Annotated in this window: 11 protein-coding genes and 1 pseudogene; 7 read left to right on the forward strand and 5 right to left on the reverse strand. The window is 70.1% G+C overall.

Features of this window, described 5'->3' with window-relative positions:
* The 3 genes from GVV75_RS10160 to GVV75_RS09520 form a co-directional block, all read right to left on the reverse strand.
* The coding region (locus GVV75_RS10160) for a murein biosynthesis integral membrane protein MurJ (protein ID WP_236266126.1) at positions 1–3,434 on the reverse strand (3,434 nt) is incomplete at its 3' end.
* Positions 3,431–5,947 carry a DUF6049 family protein gene (locus GVV75_RS09515; protein ID WP_159814495.1) on the reverse strand — a complete coding sequence of 839 codons (2,517 nt, stop codon included), beginning with the start codon at positions 5,945–5,947 and terminating at the stop codon, positions 3,431–3,433. The genes GVV75_RS09515 and GVV75_RS10160, both read right to left, overlap by 4 nt.
* Positions 5,944–6,453 (reverse strand): NUDIX hydrolase, encoded by a 510-nt coding sequence (locus GVV75_RS09520; RefSeq protein WP_159624268.1) that lies wholly within the window; start codon positions 6,451–6,453, stop codon positions 5,944–5,946. The genes GVV75_RS09515 and GVV75_RS09520 overlap by 4 nt, the downstream gene beginning before the upstream one ends.
* Positions 6,454–6,626: 173 nt before the next feature.
* Between GVV75_RS09520 and GVV75_RS09525 the strand changes: the two genes are divergently transcribed.
* From GVV75_RS09525 to GVV75_RS10480, 4 genes are all read left to right on the forward strand, one after another.
* Complete coding sequence (locus tag GVV75_RS09525) at positions 6,627–8,180, forward strand: CCA tRNA nucleotidyltransferase (protein ID WP_201288759.1); 1,554 nt, start codon at positions 6,627–6,629, stop codon at positions 8,178–8,180.
* Between the two features lie 428 nt (positions 8,181–8,608).
* Complete coding sequence (locus GVV75_RS09530) at positions 8,609–9,142, forward strand: zinc ribbon domain-containing protein (RefSeq protein ID WP_159814497.1); 534 nt, start codon at positions 8,609–8,611, stop codon at positions 9,140–9,142.
* 21 nt (positions 9,143–9,163) lie between these two features.
* Complete coding sequence (locus GVV75_RS10395) at positions 9,164–9,961, forward strand: restriction endonuclease (RefSeq protein WP_268891863.1); 798 nt, start codon at positions 9,164–9,166, stop codon at positions 9,959–9,961.
* A complete protein-coding gene (locus GVV75_RS10480) occupies positions 9,865–14,139 on the forward strand; it encodes a type ISP restriction/modification enzyme (protein WP_268891864.1) in 4,275 nt (1,424 codons plus the stop codon). Before GVV75_RS10395 ends, GVV75_RS10480 begins: the two co-directional genes overlap by 97 nt.
* A gap of 54 nt (positions 14,140–14,193) precedes the next feature.
* On the opposite strand, the gene GVV75_RS09540 is transcribed toward GVV75_RS10480, so the two are convergent.
* Positions 14,194–16,629, reverse strand: a complete 2,436-nt coding sequence (locus tag GVV75_RS09540) for a S8 family peptidase (RefSeq protein ID WP_201288760.1) — start codon at positions 16,627–16,629, stop codon at positions 14,194–14,196.
* 170 nt (positions 16,630–16,799) lie between these two features.
* Positions 16,800–17,756, reverse strand: coding sequence for an AAA family ATPase (locus GVV75_RS09545; protein ID WP_159814500.1), 957 nt, complete (start codon positions 17,754–17,756; stop codon positions 16,800–16,802).
* 284 nt (positions 17,757–18,040) lie between these two features.
* Between GVV75_RS09545 and serC the strand changes: the two genes are divergently transcribed.
* The 3 genes and pseudogenes from serC to GVV75_RS09560 all read left to right on the forward strand — a co-directional run.
* Positions 18,041–19,123, forward strand: coding sequence for a 3-phosphoserine/phosphohydroxythreonine transaminase (gene serC / locus GVV75_RS09550; protein WP_159814503.1), 1,083 nt, complete (start codon positions 18,041–18,043; stop codon positions 19,121–19,123).
* A gap of 72 nt (positions 19,124–19,195) precedes the next feature.
* Complete coding sequence (locus GVV75_RS09555; RefSeq protein ID WP_159624241.1) at positions 19,196–20,392, forward strand: phosphoglycerate dehydrogenase; 1,197 nt, start codon at positions 19,196–19,198, stop codon at positions 20,390–20,392.
* Between the two features lie 40 nt (positions 20,393–20,432).
* A pseudogene (locus tag GVV75_RS09560) lies at positions 20,433–21,099 on the forward strand (MFS transporter); the annotation flags it as partial.

The following is a 21,099-nucleotide window of genomic DNA, read 5'->3' on the forward strand; positions in this document are numbered from 1 at the left end:
GAGCTGGCCGGCGCTGCCGGAACCGCCGGCGGGAGCGGGGCCGCGCTCGCGGTGGCCGGCGGGAGCGGCGCCGCCGCCGTGGATGTGGCGGGTTCTGAGGCGCTGGAGGCGGCCTCGGTGGAGGCCGCGCTCGCCCCGGGCCTCGTGCCCAGGGCCCCGGCGCGATTGGCCGACAGGCCGCGCAGGCGGCCGAGGACGGTCTTGGCCGCCTCGGCCGGCATGGGAGATGCCGCGGGTCGCGGCGATGGCGCGGGAGCGGCGGAGGAGGGCCGCGCGAGAGCCCGCCCCGGAGTCGTGGGCGCCTGCGGCACGAGGCCGCGGAGATCGGCCGTGTCCCAACGGCCGAGCTGGTGGGCGACCTCGGAGGCGGAGATCGGCGCCTGGTCTGAGAAGGACCTGGCGGCGAGATCGTCGAGCTCCTTCTCCGAGGCGAGCGCAGGCACGAAGGACGAGGGGCGGGCGGGCATACCCTCGGAGGTAGGCGCGGGCGCGATGCCGGCGCGCTTGCCCGGCCAGCGGCGCGTCAGCCCGAAGTAGAGGAGCTCGACGAGTGAGCGGGCGTCGGCGCGATCGGGGTCGAGCGGATCGCCGCTGGACTTCTCCAGGTCGAGTGCCGCGGCCTCGATGCCGACGCCGGAGATCCGCACAGTGCCATCGGGCATCACCCGCACGGACTCGGGGGCGAGGTTGAGGTGGTGCAGTCCCCTGCGGGAGGCCGCTTCCAGCGCCTGGGCCGCCTCCCCCACGATGGCGCGGACCTGGGCGGGGCTCAGGCCCTCGCGCACGAGCGAGCCGAAGGAGCGGCCCGCCACGGACTCGGAGACGATGAAGGCCGGGTTGCCGTGCTCGACGTCGTAGATCCTCTGAAGGCGGGCATCATCGATGAGGGCCGCGCGGGAGGCGGCATCAAGGATCTCGTCGCGATGCGGTGTGGCACCGCTGAGGGTCAGGACTACGACCTCGCGCCCCAGGATCGCGTCGCGGCCGAGATGCCGCACGATACGGGGCAGGGTGGCGGGCATCGCGGCCGTGAGCGCGTAGCGCCCCGACCCGATGGGCTTCGCCTGATCCATGCCGTCCATGCGGACACTGCCTCCCGTGCTGTCGGCTATCTGTGCGTTTGGACTTATCGTAGCCGCCCCCGGGGCTCTTACAGCGAAAGAATCGGGACTGGATGGGGAGACCTTCCCTGCTGGGGCCTCGGATCGCGGGATCGCCGCGGGCGCTAGCGGGCCTGGGAAGGCGAGTGCCGGTCCGGTGGCGAACGCGCCGGTGCTCCCCGCCGGGGTGATGGACGGTGGGAGGGTGGTGGGGGGCTCGCCCGTGGCGGGCGCGCCCGCCACGGGGATGGTGGTCGGCTGGTCGTGGGGCTGGGCTTCGGTTAGCCCATGCGACGGCTCCTGCGCGGCCGTGGGCCAGACGGCGGTGCGCGCCGCGGGAGGCACTGATTCAGGGAGAGCATGGGCAGGCGCGGTGCTGGGCATCGCCTCCGCTGGTGGGGCGGCCGGTGCGGGTGCTCGGTCGGGCGCGGGGGCCGCGGGCGCCGGTGCTGCCGTGGCGGGCGCGGGGCGCGCCGGGGCCATCCTCAGTGACCCGCCCAGGCGGGTGAGGGCGCGGCCAGCGCCACCGGGCAGCGCGCGCCCGGCCTTGGTCACGATGCCGGACACCGGGTTCATGAGGATCGCGAGCTCATCGATCCGCAGGGCGCGGGCCGCGGCGAGGTAGATCAGAGTCATGATCGCCCCGACGGTGAGGACGACGAAGATGGCGTCGAGGGCGGCGGCCCCCATGAGGTGCCCGTCGGCGTCGCCCAGGAGCTCGCGCACCCCGATGCCCGCGACGACCGCGGGGATGACCGCGCCGATGAGTCGCAGGTGCGTCGAGATGACTCGCCGGCTGTCGAGGTCGGGCAGGTGGCGGCGCATGAGCGGCACCACGACGGCCACCGCCCCGGCCTGCGCGATCGGTGACGAGATCGCCGCCCAGAGCATCCAGTGCTGGGGCTCGGCCAGGAAGTAGGTGAGGAGGCAGACGACCACCGGGATGACGCCCACGGTGATGTCCGCCCGCACGAGGCGGCGGGTGTCCCCGTAGGCGAGCAGCACCCGCTGCGTGGTGAACCAGATCCCCTGGACCACGATGCCCATCGCCAGGGCCACGAGGATCGGCGCGGCCGCGCGGGCCTGCGCCAGGGACACCGAGGGCACGAAGGCCTGGAGCGCGGGCGTGGCCAGGACCGCGATCCCGGCACTGGCCAGCACCGTGAACACGGCCACCGAGCGCAGCCCCAGCGAGAGGTCATCGCGCACGCCAGCGCCGTCGTTCGCCGCGGCCTTCTCGCTCATGCGGGTGAACAGCGCCGTGACCACGGAGGTGGTCACCAGGGACTGCGGGAGGATGTAGATGAGGAGGGCGTTGTTGTACATCGTCGTCGAAGGGATGATGATTCCCTGGTCGGCGACCTTCTCCGCCGCCGACACGGCCCGTGAGCCCAGGTTCATGACGGCCCAGTCGCCCAGGGCGGCGACGACGATCCCGATAAGCGCCCACCCGGCGATCTTGGAGGTGTCGCCCAGGCCCAGGCCCCGCACCCCGAAGATGATGCGCGGGGTGAAACCCGAGTGGCGCAGTGGGAAGTAGAGGACGAGCGCCTGGATGACGATGCCCAGCGTCGTCGTTCCCGCGATGAGCGTGATGCGCATGGCGTCCCACTCGGCGGGGCCGCCGTCTGCTCCCGCGTAGCGGCCGTAGATCGCGATGTAGGCGATGAGCGAGGCGATGGAGATGATGTTGTTGACCACGGGCGCCCACATGTAGGGCCCGAAGACGTGGCGGGCGTTGAGCACCTGCCCCCACAGAGCGTAGAGCCCGTAGAAGAAGACCTGCGGCATGCACCAGAACGCGAAGGCGTAGCCCACTGGGAGCCACCGCCCCAGACCACCGCCGTAGAGGTAGATGATGAAGGGAGCGGCGAGGGTGAGCAGCGCCGTGATGGCCAGGATGAGGGTGCCGGCGGCGGTGAGCAGCCGGTTGACGACCTCCTCGCCGTTCTCGCGCCGTAGCGCCCGCACGATCTGCGGGACGAGGACGGCGTTGAGGATGCCGCCTACCAGCATGTTGTAGAGCTGGTTGGGCAGGGTGTTGGCGATGTTGAAGGCGTCGGCGGCGCCGGAGGCCGTGGCCCCCAGGGCGGCGATGAGCAGGGCGTTGCGCACGAGCCCCAGGAGGCGGGAGGCCATGGTCCCGACCATCATGACCACCGAGGAGCGCATGATCGACGCCGGCTTGGGCGCCTTGCGCCTCCGGCTCGGCTCAGGGGCGGCTTGGGGGGCCCGCCCGTCGGGCCGATCCGGCGCGACCGGCCCGGCGACCGGCCGGCCTGCCTGGCCTGGCTGGGGCGCCATCGGGGCGTTCTGGGCGTGGGCGGGGGTCATGCGTCTCCCTCCAGCTCGGGGGCGCCCGCGAGCGGGGCGTCGGGCACTGCGCGCCTGCCGCGCCGGACGGTTCGGTAGATGCCGGCGGCCAGTAGGACCACGAGGACGCCGGTGACGATCCGGGTGCCCCGGCCCTCCCAGTCGGCGCGCACCCGTATGCGCAGTTTCGCCGGGGTGCCGACCTCGGTGCCGTCCGAGGACAGGATCCTCGCCGTGAGGCTCGCGTTACCCGAGCCGACGGCGGTCACGGGCACGGAGGCGACGGCCTGGCCCCCGGCAGGGACCACAACTGAGACCGTCTCCTTGGTCTGGAGTCGCGGCGAGCCGGATATGACCTCGACCACCACGGTGGAGTCCTGCGTGAGGGACGAGGAGACGCGGATCGGCAGCTGCGCCTTGTCGCTGATGAGGTTGATCGTTGAGCTCGGGGTGACCTGCAGGGCGTTGACCACGGAGTTCGCGGCGGCGTCGGCGCCAGCGATGAGCGCCGCGCGCCCGGCGGTGTCCGACCTCCAGGCCGAGGCGGACACGGAGGAGACCACTTGGGCGCGCGTGCCCATGATCGCCGCGGGGTCGTGGAGGACCGAGCTCGTGGCGCTCACGCGCTGCGCGGCGGCGCGGGCCTGGGAGAGCTCGGGATCGCTCAGCTCGGTGTCGATGACCTTGATGTCCGGCAGCGCGGCGCGGCCGGGCTCATCGTCCTGAGAGGCCTGCTGGCTGGCGTTGGCGCTGAGATCGGCCAGACCGGTGGGGGCCGTCCAACTGGTCTGCCTCAGCGCGTCGACCCGGGCCCCCAGGACCGTGGGCGAGGTCATCGAGGCGGTCCGGCGATCGATGGCGACCACCACGTCCCGGCCCAGGTTCGGGGCCTGGCGAGTGAGGATCGCCGTCTGGGCGCGCAGGTACTGGCGGGTGTCGATCTCGCTCAACGACTGCGTGGAGGCCTGCGTCTCCAGGCTCCCCGCGATCCCGGAACTCAGCGCGGCATCCGGCAGGAGAACCGCGCGACCCTCCCGCGAGGCGATGCCCGAGGGCGTGTAGGTCAGCGGCTCCGTGACGCTCATATCCCCCGGGGAGGCGACGACGACGCGCGTCGAGTCCGGCAGGGCCGACAGCGTCTGGGCATCCAGGGGCCCCGCGGGCCAGGCCAGGGAGGCGCTCGCGCTCGCGCCGACCAGCAGTGAGCCGCTCGTCCGGGCCGTGGCGGTGGTCATGAGTTCCGTGGCGCCCAGATGGGTCAGGGCGGACGCATCGGCATCGCCCCAGGGAAGGGCGACGACATCGCCCTTGCCTTTCGCGCCTGATCCTGTCAGAGCCCGGTACAGGGAGCCGGCGAGCTCGGTGAGGTCCTCCTCCGCCACATCCCGTGGGGCCGGAGCTGGTGAGGCTGTGGGGCTCGGCGAGCCGCTGGGGTCGGCCGACGCGCTGGGCGCGGGGGCGGGCTGGGGCGCCGATTCTCCGGAGCCCGCCGCGGCGGCGGCCTGGAGGCGCTCAGGAGTCATGCCGAGGGCGTCGATGAGGGCCGGGTCGATGGCCAGGATGACGCCGTCGCCGGCGAGGTCGAGCAACCCCTTCACGCGCTGGCGCAGGGCGTGGATGGAGGCCCCTGAGCCCGGTGAGGCGACCGGGGGGACGGAGTCCGGCCCCGCGGAGGGGCTCGGCGAGGAGGTCGCGGAGGGGGCGGGGGTCGCGCTCGCGGTCGGCGCCGCGGAGGGGCTCGCCCCAGGGCTCGGTGAGGCGCTGCGGGTGGCGGTGGGGCTGGCCGTCGGGTTGCTCGTCTCCCTGGCGGCGTCCTCAGCGGCCTGCTCCGCCTGACGCTGCTCGGTGGTTCCCAGGTTCGCCAGGAGCGCGAGCTCGGCGGGGCTCGCGGTCACAGGGATGACGACGGCGACGCGGCTGGGATCCACGGACGCGCCGCTGTCCCACAGCGAGATGGCCCGGTCCTGGGCGAGCGTGTTGCCGCTCTGCAGCAGGGTCACCTGGATGCCGCGCGGGCCCCATTGATCGGTGTCCGCCAGGGGGAGGTCGGAGCTCTTGACGGTCAGGGAGAAGCGCTGCGAGGTGCCGGGGGCGACGTCGGTGCCGAGGGCCTCATCCATCGCGGTGACGAGCGACGTGTTGCGCTCGTTGGCGAGCCAGGAACTGAGATTTCCGGTGGAGACCTCCGTGGTCTGCTGCGCCTGGACGAGGATCGAGGCGCCGGAGAGGTTCGTCGTCGTGCCGTTGGTGATGGTCCCGGAGATGCGCAGGTCCTCTCCCGAGTGCAGGATCTCAGGGGCCATGGCGTCCACCGTGAGGGTCACGGCGCCGGCGGTGACGCTGGGGGCGGTTGGGCCGGGGGCACTGGGCGCGTTATCGGCGGGCAGGACCTTGACTACCGGGGCGTCTCCCCGCACCGGCGCCCCCGCCGGCGCTACGGGCGCGGCGATCGCCGGCCCGGCGATCATCATGGCCGCGCTGGACAGGACGGCCGCCGCTGAGGCCAGCAGGCGCCGCGTGCGACGCGAACTCATCCATCCCCCACGAGGATGTCGCGGGCGGCGGCAACGATCCTGCGCTCATTGGGATAGGCCAGGCGCTTGCCGACGTCGTCGAGCGACACCCAGGCGACGTCCTCGGCCTCATGATCGGGATCGTTCTCCGTGGTCAACTCCCCGCCGACGGCCTCGAGCAGGAAGTGGTGGACGACCTTGTGGACCCGGTGGGCGTCGCCCGCGAACCAGTAGTCGATCGTCGCCAAGTGGCGCAGCACGCGACCCGTGATGCCCGTCTCCTCGGCGATCTCGCGAACGGCCGCCTCCTCGGCGGTCTCCTCGCCCTCCAAATGCCCCTTGGGCAGGCACCACTCTAAGCGCCCGCCGCGGTTGCGGCGCGCGATGACGGCGGCGAAGGCGCGCCCGCCCTGGACGTCGACGACGAGCCCGCCGGCGCTCGTCTCATCGACAACGGGCAGGCCGCGCGCGCTCGAGTGCCGCGGCGACGAGCCAGCGCGGGGCTTGCGAACGCGGTGAGAGGGCATGGGGACACTCTAGGCTGTCCGGGCCCCTGGGTCGGCGCAGTGCGCGCCGAAGCGGGCCAGGTGCTCCTCACATGGATCTCACATGGACTTCCGCGATCAGCCTGGGGACGGCCCTGCCCGGCCCGGGACGCCCGCGGGAGCCGGCGGGGCGGGCTCATGGCAGGCTTGCCCCGATGACTACCTTTCCAACCAGCGCCTCCCGCGCGGCCCACCCGACCCCCTCCCTGACTCCCACCGCGCGCGACGCCCTGGCGGGACTGCCTCCGTCGTTGGCCGCGCTCGGGCATGCCTTCGCGCGAGCCGGCCACGAGATCGCGCTGGTGGGAGGCCCTGTGCGCGACGCCTTCCTGGGCGTGGCCCCCCATGACCTGGACCTGACCACCTCGGCCCGCCCCGAGCAGACCGAGGAGCTCCTCAAGGCCTGGGGGGATCACTGCTGGGACGTCGGCCGCGAGTTCGGCACCATCGGGGCGCGCAAGGGGGACGTCGTCGTCGAGGTCACCACCTACCGCACCGAGGCCTACGAGGTGGGTTCGCGCAAGCCCGCCGTCTCCTACGGGGACACGCTGGAGGGTGACCTCACGCGCCGCGACTTCACCGTCAACGCCATGGCCCTGCGCCTGCCCGATCTGGAGCTCGTCGACCCCCACGGGGGCCTGGCGGACCTGGAGGCCGGGATCCTGCGCACCCCCGTCACCGCCACCCAGTCCTTCGACGACGACCCCCTGCGCATCATGCGGGCCGCGCGCTTCGCCGCCCAGCTCGGATTCGACGTCGAGCCCGACGTCATGAGCGCCATGGAGGAGATGGCCCACCGCCTGGAGATCGTCTCCGCCGAGCGCGTGCGCGCCGAGTTGGAGCGCCTGCTGCTCTCCCCGGCCCCCCGGCGCGGCCTGGAACTCATGGTGCATACCGGCGTGGCCGACGTCGTCCTGCCGGAGCTCGCCGCGCTGCGCGATACTGTTGACGAGCACAAGCGGCACAAGGACGTCTACGAGCACACCCTCGTGGTCCTCCAGCAGGCCATGGACCTGGAGACCGGGGCTGACGGGCCCGTGCCCGCCCCGGACCTCGTGCTGCGCCTGGCTGCGATCATGCACGATATCGGCAAGCCCGCCACCCGTCGCTTCCTGCCCGACGGCACCGTCACCTTCCACGCCCACGACATCATCGGCGCGCGCATCGCCAAGAAGCGGCTGACCGCCCTGCGCTTCGACAAGCAGACCATCAAGGACGTCGCCCGGCTGGTGGAGTTGCACCTGCGCTTCCACGGCTACGCCGACGCCACCTGGTCCGACTCCGCCGTGCGCCGTTACGTCACTGACGCCGGGCCCTTGCTCACGCGCCTGCACCGCCTCACCCGCGCCGACGTCACCACCGGAAACCGCCGCAAGGCCGCCATGCTCTCCCACGCCTACGACGACCTGGAGCGGCGCATCGACGAGCTCGCCCAGGCCGAGGAGCTCGCCGCGATCCGCCCGGATCTGGACGGTGGGCAGATCATGGCCGAGTTGGGGCTTGAGCCGGGGCCTGTGGTGGGCGAGGCCTACCGCTTCCTCATGGACCTGCGCATGGAGAAGGGCCCGCTGGGCGAGGAGCTGGCCCGCGAGGCGCTCCACGCCTGGTGGGCCGCTGTGCCCGCCGAGGAGCGTGCCCGCGCCGAGGCCGGGCGCCGGGACAGGGGCCAGGGCTCCAAACGGGGGAAGACAGGCGAGAAGGGCGCCTAGGGTCCGGAATACGGGGGTCTCCCACTGGGACCGCCCGCCGGATGCTGCTGGGCATGGGCTCGGCACGCTCGGCCAACGATGGATGGATCAGAATCCTTGTCATTCCAACGTTTCTGGGATCGGGTGTGTGGGCGGCTGAGTCTCCCATGTGCATGGTCGGGCCGTGATGCACGCGGGAGAGTTCGTCGCGACGTGACGGGGAATGCGAAACGTTGGAATCATGCGAAACCTGTTCAAACGTCGTCAGCCTGAGCGTGCCATGCCGTCCCTCAATGCTGTCGCGGTGACCGTGGTGGCGCGCGAGTGGCGCACGGCGTTCGTCCCCAGTTCGGGAGCGTTGACGCGCCGGGGAGGGCTGCATCTAGTATCACGACGTCCTTTACGCGCAGGCCGGGGAACCTGGCGTGCGCACTGGCGAACGGAGCCTCATGAGCACCAACGACCCACAGTCCCCCTACCGCGACAACGGGGGTCGCCCGCGTCAGTACGACGTCGAGCCCTGGCGCAAGTGGGCCTACTACGGTGGTATCGCGTTGCAGGCCGTGGGCCTCCTCGCCTTCCTGTCCGTCTTCGCCTTCTTCTTCACGAGCTTCAGCTCGATTGCCGGCAACCCCGACGCGATCGGCACGCGCGTGGGCCGGATGTTCACGGTGTTCCCCTTGGCCTTCGTCGGCCTCCTCCTCGCGATCTGCGGCCAGACGTTGCGGAAGATCGGACGCAAGGGCCTGGCCGGCTCGGGCGTCATCCTGTCTCCCCAGGCAGAGGTGCGTGACGCCGAGCCCTGGAACCGGGCGAAGGGCGCTCAGGACCAGCAGCGCCTTGAGGAGGTGCCCGCACTGGGCGGGCTGGGTGCCGGCCGTGGCGTCGGGGCTGAACCGCAGATCCGCGTGCGCTGCCGGGCCTGCGGGTACCTGGAGACCGAGGACGCGACCTTCTGCTCCGGCTGCGGCGCGCGCATGTAGCCGCACCCGTATGCTCTCACCGTGAGCACGCAGAGCATCGCGGCGATCCTGGACGCCCTGTACTTCGAGGCCAGGACCGAGCGCGGTAAGGGCACGAGCTTCGAGCGGCTGGTGCGCCAGTTCCTCCTGACGGATCCGCGCTATGCCGAGCGCTTCGACGAGGTGTGGATGTGGTCCGACTGGCCGGGCCGCGATGGCCGACCAGACCGTGGCATCGACCTGGTGGCCCGCGAGCGTCAGACGGGCGAGCTGTGCGCCGTCCAGTGCAAGTTCTACGACCCTGAGCGCTCGGTGTCGAAGAAGGACGTCGACACCTTCCTCGCGGAGTCCGGCACCGGTGAGTTCTCCTCGCGCCTGTTCGTCTCGACGACGGAGCGCTGGAACCGGGCGGCGGAGCAGACCGTCGCCCACCAGGCTGTCCCGGTCTCACGCATCGGTCTGCAGGATCTGTTCAGCTCGACGATCGACTGGGACGCCTTCAGCCTCCAGACGCCGGAGGTCATGGTTCGCGTCGGGCGCAAGAGCCTGCGTGAGCACCAGCGGCGGGCCCTGGCCGCGGTGACCGAGGGGCTGCAGTCGGCCGACCGCGGCAAGCTCATCATGGCCTGCGGCACCGGAAAGACGTTCACCTCCCTGCGTATCGCCGAGGCGATGGCAGGCGTCGGAGCCGGCGGGGGGGGGTGCTGTTCCTTGTCCCCTCGATCGCGCTGCTGTCGCAGACGCTGCGTGAGTGGAGCGCAGAGGCTGAGGTTCCGCTGCGCTCCTTCGCGGTCTGCTCGGACGCGAAGGTCGGCAAGGGACGCGGCAAGGACTCACTGAGCGAGGACATCTCGGTGGTGGACCTGGCCATCCCGGCCACCACTGATGCGCACGCCCTCGCGCAGCGCCTGGCGCGGCCGGCGGTGCCCGTTGACGGCGTCGCCCCCATGACGGTCGTGTTCGCGACGTACCAGTCGATTGACGTGGTGGCGCGCGCCCAGGAGGCGGGCGCCCCCGCCTTCGACCTCATCATCTGCGACGAGGCGCACCGCACCACCGGCGCGACTGCCGCAGGCGAACAGGACTCCGCCTTCGTCCGCGTCCACGACAGCGCCTACCTTCGCGGGGCCAAGCGCCTGTACATGACGGCCACGCCCCGCATCTACGACGACTCCACGAAGGCGCGCGCCGGCGAGAAGAACGCGGTGCTCGCCTCCATGGATGACGAGACGACGTACGGGGCCGAGCTGTTCCGCCTGGGCTTCGGCGAGGCGGTCTCGCGCAGTCTGCTCACCGACTACAAGGTGCTGGTCCTCACGGTCTCCGAGGAGCAGGTGGCCGCGCAGCTCCAGTCCTCTTTGGCTCAGGACGGCCAGCTCAAGCTTGACGACGCCGCCCGCATCGTCGGCTGCTGGAACGCCCTGGCCAAGCGCAGCGCGCAGGCGGGGGACTTCGGGGCGGACGACCGTCCCATGCGCACGGCCGTCGCCTTCGCGCGGGACATCGCGACCTCCAAGCGCTTCGCCTCCTCCTTCAACGGGGTGGCCGAGGACTACCGGCGCACCTTGGCTGAGCCCGACGGCGGTGCGTCCGGGCTCGCCTCGGTCGAGGTGCGTCACGTGGACGGGTCGATGAACATCCTCGAGCGCACGGAGCGGTTGTCCTGGCTCGCCGGCGGGGCAGAAGAGGCGACGGCGGGGGACGGCGCGTCGTCGTGCCGGGTGCTCACCAATGCGCGCTGCCTGAGTGAAGGGGTGGACGTCCCGGCACTGGATGCGGTGATGTTCCTGTCCCCGCGCAAGTCTCAGGTGGACATCGTGCAGTCCGTGGGGCGAGTGATGCGCCTGGCCCCGGGCAAGAAGTACGGCTACATCATCCTGCCGGTGGCGATTCCGGCGGGCAAGGCGCCCGAGGAGGTCCTGGCGGACAACGATGTCTTCCGGGTCGTGTGGGAGGTGCTTCAGGCGCTGCGCGCGCATGACGAGCGCTTCGACGCCATGGTCAACAAGATCGACCTCAACCGGTCCAAGCCGGACAAGGTGGCCATCATCGACCCCTTCGCGCCGGGCGGTGACGACGGCGACGGTGAGCCGGGCGCATCCCCGACGGCGCAGGGCCTTCAGACGGGCTTCGACCTGGACTCCTTGGGGCGCTGGAAGGACGCGATCTACGCGCGGCTCGTGCAGAAGGTGGGCTCGCGCCGCTACTGGGAGCAGTGGGCCAAGGACGTCGCCCAGATCGCAGCGCGCCACCGCACCCGTCTGGAGCGCCGGGTGGCCGACCCTGCTGTCGCCGGCGAGTTCGAGACGTTCCTGGCGGCGCTGCGGGCCAACCTCAATGACTCGATCACCGAGGACTCGGCTATCGACATGCTCTCCCAGCACCTCGTGACCAAGCCGGTCTTCGACGCCGTGTTCGACGGGTACGACTTCGGCGCCGAGAACCCTGTAGCCCAGGTGATGAGCCGGATGCTCACCGTGCTCGACGGCGACAGCCTGGAGGCGGAGACGCAGCAGCTCGAGGGCTTCTACGCCTCGGTGCGTGAGCGCTGCGCCGGCATTGACAATGCTGAGGGCAAGCAGCGGGTCATCACCGAGCTGTATGAGAAGTTCTTCTCCCTGGCCTTCCCTGCGACGGCGAAGTCCCTGGGCATCGTGTACACGCCGGTGGAGATCGTCGACTTCATCCTGCGCAGCGTGGACTGGCTCTCGCGCGAGCACTTCGGGCGCGGCGTGAGTGATGAAGGGGTGCATGTGCTCGACCCCTTCACCGGGACGGGCACCTTCATCGTCCGCCTCCTACAGTCCGGGCTCATCCGGCCCGAGGACCTGGCACGCAAGTACGCCAGTGAGCTGCACGCCAACGAGATCCTCCTGCTGGCCTACTACATCGCGACGGCGAATATTGAGGTGGCCTACCGCGACTGCGCGTCCGGCTCTGGCGACGGGTACGCACCCTTCAACGGGATCGTCCTCACCGACACCTTCCAGATGGGTGAGGACGACGACGTCCTGGATCGCAGCGTCTTCGTGGCGAATAACGACCGCGCCGAGGCCCAGCGGGGGCTGGACATCCGTCTCATCGTCGGTAATCCGCCCTACTCGGTGGGGCAGAAGTCGGCGAACGACAACAACGCCAACCAGCCCTACCCCTGCCTGGACCTGCGCATTGGCGCCACGTATGCCGAGCGCGCAGTTGGCAAGAATATGAGAAACCTCTACGACTCCTACCTGCGTGCTATCCGTTGGGCGAGCGACCGCCTGGGCGACGCCGGGGTCATCGGCTTCGTCACCAACGGCGGCTTCATCGACGCCAACACGGCCGACGGCGTGCGGCTGAGCCTGGCCGAGGAGTTCGCCCACATCTATGTGTTCAACCTCAGGGGCAACCAGCGCACAGCCGGTGAGTTGTCCCGTCAGGAGGGTGGCAAGGTCTTCGGTGCTGGGTCGCGGGCGACCGTCGCTGTCACCTTCCTCGTCAAGAACCCCGCCCACACCGGCCCGGCCGTCATCCACTACCGGGACATCGGCGACTACCTCAGCCGCGAGGACAAGCTCGCCATTGTCGCGGACTCGCGCGTGGAAGAGATGGACTGGGACCGGCTGGTCCCCAACGAGGTCGGCGACTGGATCAACCAGCGCGATCCGCGTTACCAGTCCTGGCGGGTGTTGGGGAGCATGAAAGGTGGTGATCCGGTTTTCTCTAGTACGACCCTAGGTGTGACCACTAATCGTGATGTCTGGGTCTACAACTTCTCGTTGGACACCCTGCGAGACTCATGCGAGCGCCTCATCGACACCTACAACGCCGAGCGTGAGCGCGTGCACCGCCAGCACAGGGGCGCCCAACTCACCGACAAGAGTGTGCGCGACCTCGTCACGACTGACGAGACCCAGATCAAGTGGACGCGAGACCTCTACGGCTCTGCCGCCAAGAACAGGCTGATTCGCTATGACGCGGGTGCCACCCACTTGGCCTTGTACCGTCCCTTCTGCAAGCAGTGGCTCAACGCTAGCGACGGCATTATCTACCTGCCCGCCATCCTGCGACGCTACTTCCCCACGCCGGCGCACGACAACCTGGGGTTCTACATCGTTGGTTCCGGTTCCGATGTTCCTTTCTCCTCGCTCGTGACAGATGTGGTTCCGAATCTGCATGTGACGGGCGCGGGCAGCGGAGGCCAGTTCTTCCCGCGGTGGACGTGGGAGAAGGTCTCGGGTCGTCACGCCGCCGAGGACCAGGGCTTCGACCTCGACGCGCTCAGTGAGCCGCAGGGCGAGGCGGGCGCCGCCGTCGGATATGAGGGCGAGGTCATCGGCGACTACCGGCGCGTCGACAACGTGACGGACGCGACCCTCAACGCCTACCGCGCCGCCTACGGGCCTGAGGTGGACAAGGCCGACGTCTTCTACTACGTCTACGGCCTGCTCCACCACCCGGAGTACCGCAGCCGCTACGGTGCCGACCTCAAGAAGTCGCTGCCTCGCATCCCGCTGGTGGCCACGCGTGAGGACTTCACCGCCCTGGCCACGGCCGGGCGCGCCCTGGCGGACCTGCACCTCGACTACGAGGAGGTCGAGCCCTGGCCGCTGACGCTCACCGTGGACGGGGCGTCCCTGCCGTGGGCGCGGCGGACCGACCTCGACCCGGCGCGACTGCGCGTGACGAAGATGCGCTACGCCAAGACCCGCGTCGACGGCACGAGGGTCGACGACAAGACGTCGATCGTCTACAACGAGCACGTGACCGTCTCGGGTATCCCGGAGCAGGCACAGGACTACCTGCTCGGCTCACGCAGCGCCCTGGACTGGCTCCTTGACCGCTACCAGGTCAAGGTCGACAAGGCCTCCGGCATCGTCAACGACCCCAACGACTGGATGGACGAGGGCGCCGGCGCCGAGCCGGGAGCCCCCGCCCAGCCGCTCTACCTTCTCGACCTCATCGCCCGCGTCACCACGGTCTCCGTCCGCACCCAGCAGATCGTCCATGACCTGCCCGCCCTGACCATTCGGGACTGAGCGGCGAGGCGCGGCCTGGGCGGCCTCGTCGCGGAGCGAGGCCGGTGAGACGGCTCAAGCCAGACGCACCCGGCTGTGCTGCTGAGCAGCGTTCCGGTGGCGCAACCGGATGAGGCCCGCGCGGACCTCGTCATGGATCGTCGATGAGGTCGTCGCCGCCGTCTCGATCGACACCACCAGGGCGTAGCGGATACGTCCGATGTCACCGTGCTTCTGCCCATCCCTCATGCAGTCCACATGGATCGGGAAGGTGTCGCCGTCTTTGAAGCTCATCGAGCGACCTCCGTCGATGACCTCGTGCTGCAGACTCCCGCGACGTACGGCGTGATGGTCAGCATCCACGCGGTCCCCGCCGGCCAGTTTCGTGTCAGGCGTGTCGAAGTAGACCTTGGCCGCCCGATAGGTCTTGAGACCATGGGTCATGGGTGCCCAGTAGGCGAGAGTGATGACGAACCGGCGCCACTCGGCCTTGCTGCGGATTGACAAGGGGAGCGGCAGCTCGTACGTGTGACGCTCATCAATGCCGATCTCATTGCCTGCAACGACGACCGCTCGGTTGACCGCACCCCGAGCGACGTCAGGGTCGAGCCGGCCGTAGCCGAACAGGGCGGTCCGCGCCCCACGGGACGACTGTGGGGCGAGCTCCTTGCCCCAGTCACCCCAAGAGCAGGAATGGGCAAGCAGCGCCCGAACGAGAAGCGGGTGAAACAGGGCGTCGGGGAAGGCTCCCATTCCTTCGTCTGGACCCGCCTCAAGGATGTCGAAGAGCGAGCTGGCCTCGCGGGTCACGAGTGCCGCGGCGTGACTGGTGCCGCAGTCGAAGGTTGTCCGGTTGGTCCGTCCTCCGTCTGAGGGTGCGGCAACCTGCACACCTGGACCCGTCCGGCTGGTGCGAGCGACCTGCAGGTCAACCGTGCCATCCGATACCGGCAGCGGCCTGGCGAAGAGAAGACGTCCGCCAACGTGATACAGGTCTGGTTTGACCGAGCGTGCGACACCAGGGCCGGTTGCTGAGTACAGCGCAGGTGCGCCGGGCGTCGTGAGGTCCCAGGCGGTTGCGGACTCGGGTGGAGCGGGCGCAGCGTCGGCGTGGACAGCGCCAACAGTCAACGCGTTCATGGAGTCCCCTGGTGGCAGGATACCTTGGAGAATCGCGTTACCGCGAACCGCCTGCTCCGCCGCCGACCTGGCGCGAATCATATCCGTCGCCGCATCCCGAGGAAGTGGGATCGGGGTGGTGTAGTTTCCCGCACTGACGACGAACAGGACGTTGAACTCAAGGGCGAGCCAGTCCAGCAGCCGCCCAGCGGGGCTCATTCTTCGCACGAGAGGACGGGTACTGTCTCCGATAGACAGGTTGATGAGACGTACGCTCGGGGCCCATGCCTGCCGCCCCGACTCACCTATGAAGAGCCTTCTTACGGCGCGGTGAAGAAGGTCGACGAAGAGCGTGTCAGGCAGGACGCTCTCAGTGGGCTGCCCGGACGCTGATTCCTCCGCGCGCATGATCGGTCGCACGTAGATCGGGCGGTCCAGCGGTTCTCCCGGGTCGGAAAGATCCCCGTGGATGATGAGGGACGCCATCGCCGTTCCGTGGGAGCGAGCAGCGATCTGGTAGTCGTCCGCCACGCCGTCGGCGTCGTCGACAATTAACCTGCCTGTCAAGGCGTCGTGGTTCTGGAAGGGAAGACCGTCGAGCAGCGCGATCCGTGGCTTGCGGTCACTGGGTCCCTCGGCAGGGAATGAAGCGGATCCGGTCTCCGAGGGAAGAGGTGAGGAGATGCTCATCGGCCTGAACGGGCTGACGAACATGACGTGCTCCGCAGTGAGCAGCCGGATCGCCTGAGGGCCTTGACTCACGACCTTCTCAACCTGCTGGCGGGGGAGGTCCGCGAGAAGGGCGTGATAGCCGATCTCCTCGATCCGAGCCCGGCTGACGAGCCTCCCACCGCAGTCATCCAGAATCTGTGTGATGGTGCGTTCGGCGGCAACCCGCCGCCCGCGGTCATGGTGGTACCACAGCTCGATCTCCACCCGCACGGGACTGCTGTGGGACTGGCCGATCATCGCAATGGTCTCACGCCAGTGGTCGAGGAGACCGGTCTCTCGCACGCGGTCCTCAGGGCCCCAACGGCGCAGGTCCACCAGCTGGGCGAAGACCGCCTTGAACCTGCCGAGACCGTGCTCGAGCGTCGTCGTCGGATCCTCTTGCCATCGCTTGAAGAGGCTGAGCATCTGGTCGATGGCCGTGGCGTTCGACATCACCAGGTAGAGCGAGTGCGGAACCGGCTTGCTGGTGCGGCCCTTCCCGCTCTTCGTCATATAGAAGTCGTCGTCTGGGTCGGCAGCGTCCGCGGCCATCTCGGCGAGGAACTCAAGCCCCTCTACCTTCGTGACGGCCTTGTGAAAGTCTTCAACGGATCCGGCGAGGTCAAGGACGACGACGAGGGACGGGTCCGTCTCGGTCGGCGTGCCGACCCCGCTTGTCACGCGCTGAGCGTTGAAGGCATCAACGAGCTCCGCGAACTTGGGGCCCAGTCGTTCGCCCTGTCGCTGACCTCCGGGACCTGAGGCCTTGGGCGGATGTAGCGGCTGCTTGGGGCGACCGCTCGCAGGCACCTGTGGTGGGTTGAAGGCCAGGAGCGGCCGCGACTGGGCGGTCACGACCGCACCGAGCCCTGCCAGTGCTCCAGACGCTCCTTCGCGATCCGGCGCATGTCGGCGCCGGGCATCTCAAGAATCGCTCGGCGTCGGACGTCCAAGGCGAACTCCTCGAGCTCGGCGTAGCTCGCACCAGTGAGCCGTTCGGCCAGTGTGCGAGGTGCGTAGCCGAGGTCACCCCCGAAGCGCCCCGCTAGTCGCTCCAGGAACCTCGCTGCCTGTGACCGTGACGGTGGCAGCAGCTCGGTGCGCACCTGGAACCGTCTCCACGCTGCCCGGTCGAGGAGCTCGCTGTGGTTGGTCGCGCCCACGAGGACGACGTGCGGGGGCAGGCGGTCGATCTGGAGGAGCAGAGTCGAGACGACCCGCTTGATCTCCCCCGTCTCATGCTCGTCGGCGCGTTCCTTCGCAATGGTGTCGAGCTCGTCGAAGAAGAGCACGCAGCGGCGGGTTCGCACGAACTCAAAAGCACTGTCCAGGCGTGCCGCGGTCTCGCCGAGGAAGCTGGAGACCACGCCCTCGTAGCGGATGACGTAGAGCGGGAGCATGAGCTCGGTGGCGATGGCCTCGGCCACGCTCGTCTTACCGTTGCCGGGCGGGCCCGCCAGCAGGAGCCGATGCCGGGGCTCGACGCCGTAGCTGCGCAACAGGTCTGCCCGCTGCTGCTCCTCGATGAGCTCGGCAATGACACGGTGCGGCACTGGTGCGAGCTCCAGCTCATCCAGGCGCCGTCGCGCCGCGACCTCGTGAATGAGATCGCGGACCGATGCTGTGTAGTCGTCGCGAGGCAGCCCCTGCCCCGTCGTCATGATGATCTCAGAGAGGCGGTCCGCAAGCAGATGGTGCTGATTCGCCCGCTCCTCGGCAATGAGACCCTCGACGACGATCCGGAAGCGGTCCCGGTCCCCGCGACGTTCGGCCTCGACGAGATCGAGGAGAAGATCTGCTCGTGCCACGGGCCTTGCCTCCTCATGCCCCGCCGGGCTCTGGCGGGCTCTGGCGGGCTGTCAGCTACTGTCGAGAATGCCAGCATCGTTCCAATGCCAGTGCTTCGGCCATCGTAGCGCGCCGCCCTGACACGAACGGGAGGCGCGGCGTGGTCGCCGCAGCCCGAGGTGTGGGCGGGTGCGGCCCGCGCCGGCAGCCCCGCCCCGTCGAGGTCGGGCTGTCCGCCGCCTCGCCCGCTCCCGAACACGGACTCATGACGCTCCGATGGCGCGCCCATGGGCATACTGGCCCCATGCGCGTCCACAACTTCTCCGCAGGCCCCGCCCAGCTCCCCCTGCCCGTGCTTGAGCGGGCCGCCGCCGAGCTCACCGACTGGCGCGGCATAGGCATGTCCGTCCTCGAGGACTCCCACCGTGGCAAGGACTTCGTCGCCTGCGCCGCTCAGACCGAGGCCGCCTTCCGTCGTGTCGCCGGGCTGCCGGACAACTACCGCGTCCTCTTCCTCGCCGGTGGCGCCACAGGCCAGTTCTCCGCCATCCCCGCCAACCTCGCCGCCAGGGGCGCCACCGCCGCCTTCATCAACACCGGGCAGTGGTCGACCAAGGCCGCCAAGGAGGCAGGACGCCAGGGCCTCAACGTCGTCACCATCGCCGACGAGTCCGCCTCCCGCTACACCACCACCCCGGACCCGGCGTCCCTGATCATCCCCGCCGACGCCGCGTACCTGCACTACACGCCCAACGAGACCATCGGCGGCGTCGAGTTCCCCTACATCCCCGACGCCGGTGACACCCCCCTCGTCGCCGACTTCTCCTCCACCTACCTCTCCCGGCCGATCGACTTCTCCCGCTTCGGCGTCGTCTACGGCGGAGCCCAGAAGAACCTCGGCCCCGCCGGCCTGGCCGTCGTGCTCGTGCGCGACGACCTCCTCGACCGCGCCCGCCCGGACGTGCCCGCCATCTGGGACTGGAAGACCATGGCGGACAAGGACTCCATGCTCAACACCCCGCCCACCTTCTCCGTCTACCTCCTCGGCCTCATCCTGGAGTGGATGGAGGAGCAAGGCGGCCTGGCGGCCATCGGCGCCGCCAACGAGGCCAAGGCCCGCTCCCTCTACGAGGCCATCGACGCCTCCGACTTCTACGCCAACCCCGTTGAGCCGCGCTCGCGCTCCTGGATGAACATCCCCTTCACGCTCGCCGACCCCGCCCTCGACGCCGACTTCCTCGCCGGCGCGGCCCGCGCGGGCCTGGCCAACCTCAAGGGGCACCGGTCCGTCGGCGGCATGCGCGCCTCCATCTACAACGCCATGGGGGCCGACGGCGTCGCCGCCCTCATCGACTACATGGCCGAGTTCGAGCGCGCCCACGCCTGAGCCCGGCCGGGCCCGCCCCTCCTCGCCGCGCTCATCAGCAACGCCTTCCACCAGCACCCACACAGGAGAACCATGAACGCCCCCGTTCCCCCCAAGCCCGAGCGCTTCCGCATCAAGACCCTCAACGCCATCTCCGGGGCGGGCCTGTCCCGCCTGCCCGACGAGCGCTACGAGGTCGGCGGCGGCATCGCCGAGCCCCACGCGCTCCTCCTGCGCTCGGCCAAGTTGCACGGCACCCCCATCCCCGACTCCGTCCTGGCCGTGGCCCGCGCCGGCGCCGGCACCAACAACATCCCCATCGCCGAGTTCACCGAGCGCGGCGTCCCCGTGTTCAACACCCCCGGCGCCAACGCCAACGCCGTCAAGGAGCTCGTCCTGGCCGGCCTGTTCATCGCCTCGCGCAACCTCATCCCCGCTGCCCGCTTCGCCCACACCCTCACCGGCGACGCCGCTGAGATGGCCAAGGCCGTCGAGGCCGGCAAGAAGCAGTTCGTCGGCTTCGAACTGCCCGGCCGCACCCTCGGCGTCATCGGGCTGGGCGCGATCGGCGTGCAGGTCGCCAACGCGGCGCTGGGCCTCGGCCTGCGCGTCATCGGCTACGACCCCGCCATCAGCGTGGAGTCCGCCTGGCACCTGAGCGCCGAAGTCGAGCGCGCCGAGAGCATCGAGGACGTCTTCAAGCGCGCCGACATCCTCACCGTCCACGTGCCCCTCCTCGACTCCACGCGCGGCCTGGTGTCCACCCAGCGCGTCGGCCTCATGAAGGAGACCGCCGTCATCCTCAACTTCTCCCGCGCCGAGATCGTCGACGAGGCCGCCGTCGTCGCCGCCCTCGACGAGGAGACCCTGGGCGGCTACGTCTGCGACTTCCCCTCCCCGGCCGTCCACAAGCACCCCCGCTGCATCTCGCTGCCACACCTGGGCGCCTCCACGAAGGAAGCCGAGCGCAACTGCGCCATCATGGCCGCCGACTCCCTGCGCGGCTACCTGGAGGACGGCCAGATCCACAACTCCGTCAACCTCCCCGAGGCCGTCATGGCCCGCGCCGAGGGGACCCACCGCCTCGTCATCGTCAACCGGAACGTGCCCAACATGGTCGGCCAGGTCTCCACCCTCGTCGCCGGGCACGGCCAGAACATCGCCAACCTGCTCAACAAGTCCCGGGGTGACCTCGCCGTCACCCTCGTCGACGTCGAGGGCGACCCCGCCCCCGGGGTCCTGGCCGAGCTCCTCGCGATCGACGGCGTGCTCTCAGCCCGCTGCGTCTGACCCCCGGGCCGCCGCCCCCGCGGATGGCAGGATGGGCGACATGCGGCTCATCGGCGATCTGAAGGACCTGGGGGCCACCCGAGCCTTCCGCATCCTGCTGGGCGTGCGGCTCATCTCCCAGACCGGAGACGGCCTGGTCCAGGCGGGCCTGGCCACGCTGTTCTTCTTCGCGCCGCAGAACATGACCACCGCCTCTGGCGTCGCCCTCGCCCTGGTGGTCATGCTCCTGCCCTTCAGCATCGTCGGCCCCTTCACCGGGCCGTTCATCGACCGCTGGCGACGCCGGCAGATCATCCTGCACGGCAACCTGGCGCGCGCCGGCCTCATCGGGGCCGCGTCCATCGTGCTCTGGCTGGTCGGGATCAGCCCGCCCATCTACGCCCTCGTGCTCGTGACCATGGGCGTCAATCGCTTCCTGCTCGCCGTGCTGGCCGCCGGGCTGCCCCAGATCATCAGCCCCACGCGGCTGCTCACCGCCAACTCCATCGTGCCGACCCTCGGCGGGGCCGCCAGCGCCCTCGGCGCCGCCCTCGGTATCGCCCTGCGCCTCGTGCTCCCCGCCGGGGCCGCCCAGGACATCGCCAGCCTGCTGAGCGCCGTCGCGCTGTACGCCCTCGCCGCGCTCCTGGCCACCCGCCTGGCCCCGGGCGAGCTCGGCCCCGCGCGGGGGCCCGGCCCCGCCCGCCCCGGCGGCCCCGCTGGTTCCG

Source organism: Actinomyces sp. zg328, from assembly GCF_009829635.1.
Classification (GTDB): Bacteria; Actinomycetota; Actinomycetes; order Actinomycetales; family Actinomycetaceae; genus Actinomyces; species Actinomyces marmotae.

What these genes read in the sequence shown, in the direction of transcription:
- GVV75_RS09515 (WP_159814495.1), bottom strand. Translation starts at nt 5,947, where the DNA reads ATGAGTTCGCGTCGCACGCGGCGCCTGCTGGCCTCAGCGGCGGCCGTC.
- GVV75_RS09520 (WP_159624268.1), bottom strand. Translation starts at nt 6,453, where the DNA reads ATGCCCTCTCACCGCGTTCGCAAGCCCCGCGCTGGCTCGTCGCCGCGG.
- GVV75_RS09525 (WP_201288759.1), top strand. Translation starts at nt 6,627, where the DNA reads ATGACTACCTTTCCAACCAGCGCCTCCCGCGCGGCCCACCCGACCCCC.
- GVV75_RS09530 (WP_159814497.1), top strand. Translation starts at nt 8,609, where the DNA reads ATGAGCACCAACGACCCACAGTCCCCCTACCGCGACAACGGGGGTCGC.
- serC (WP_159814503.1), top strand. Translation starts at nt 18,041, where the DNA reads ATGCGCGTCCACAACTTCTCCGCAGGCCCCGCCCAGCTCCCCCTGCCC.
- GVV75_RS09555 (WP_159624241.1), top strand. Translation starts at nt 19,196, where the DNA reads ATGAACGCCCCCGTTCCCCCCAAGCCCGAGCGCTTCCGCATCAAGACC.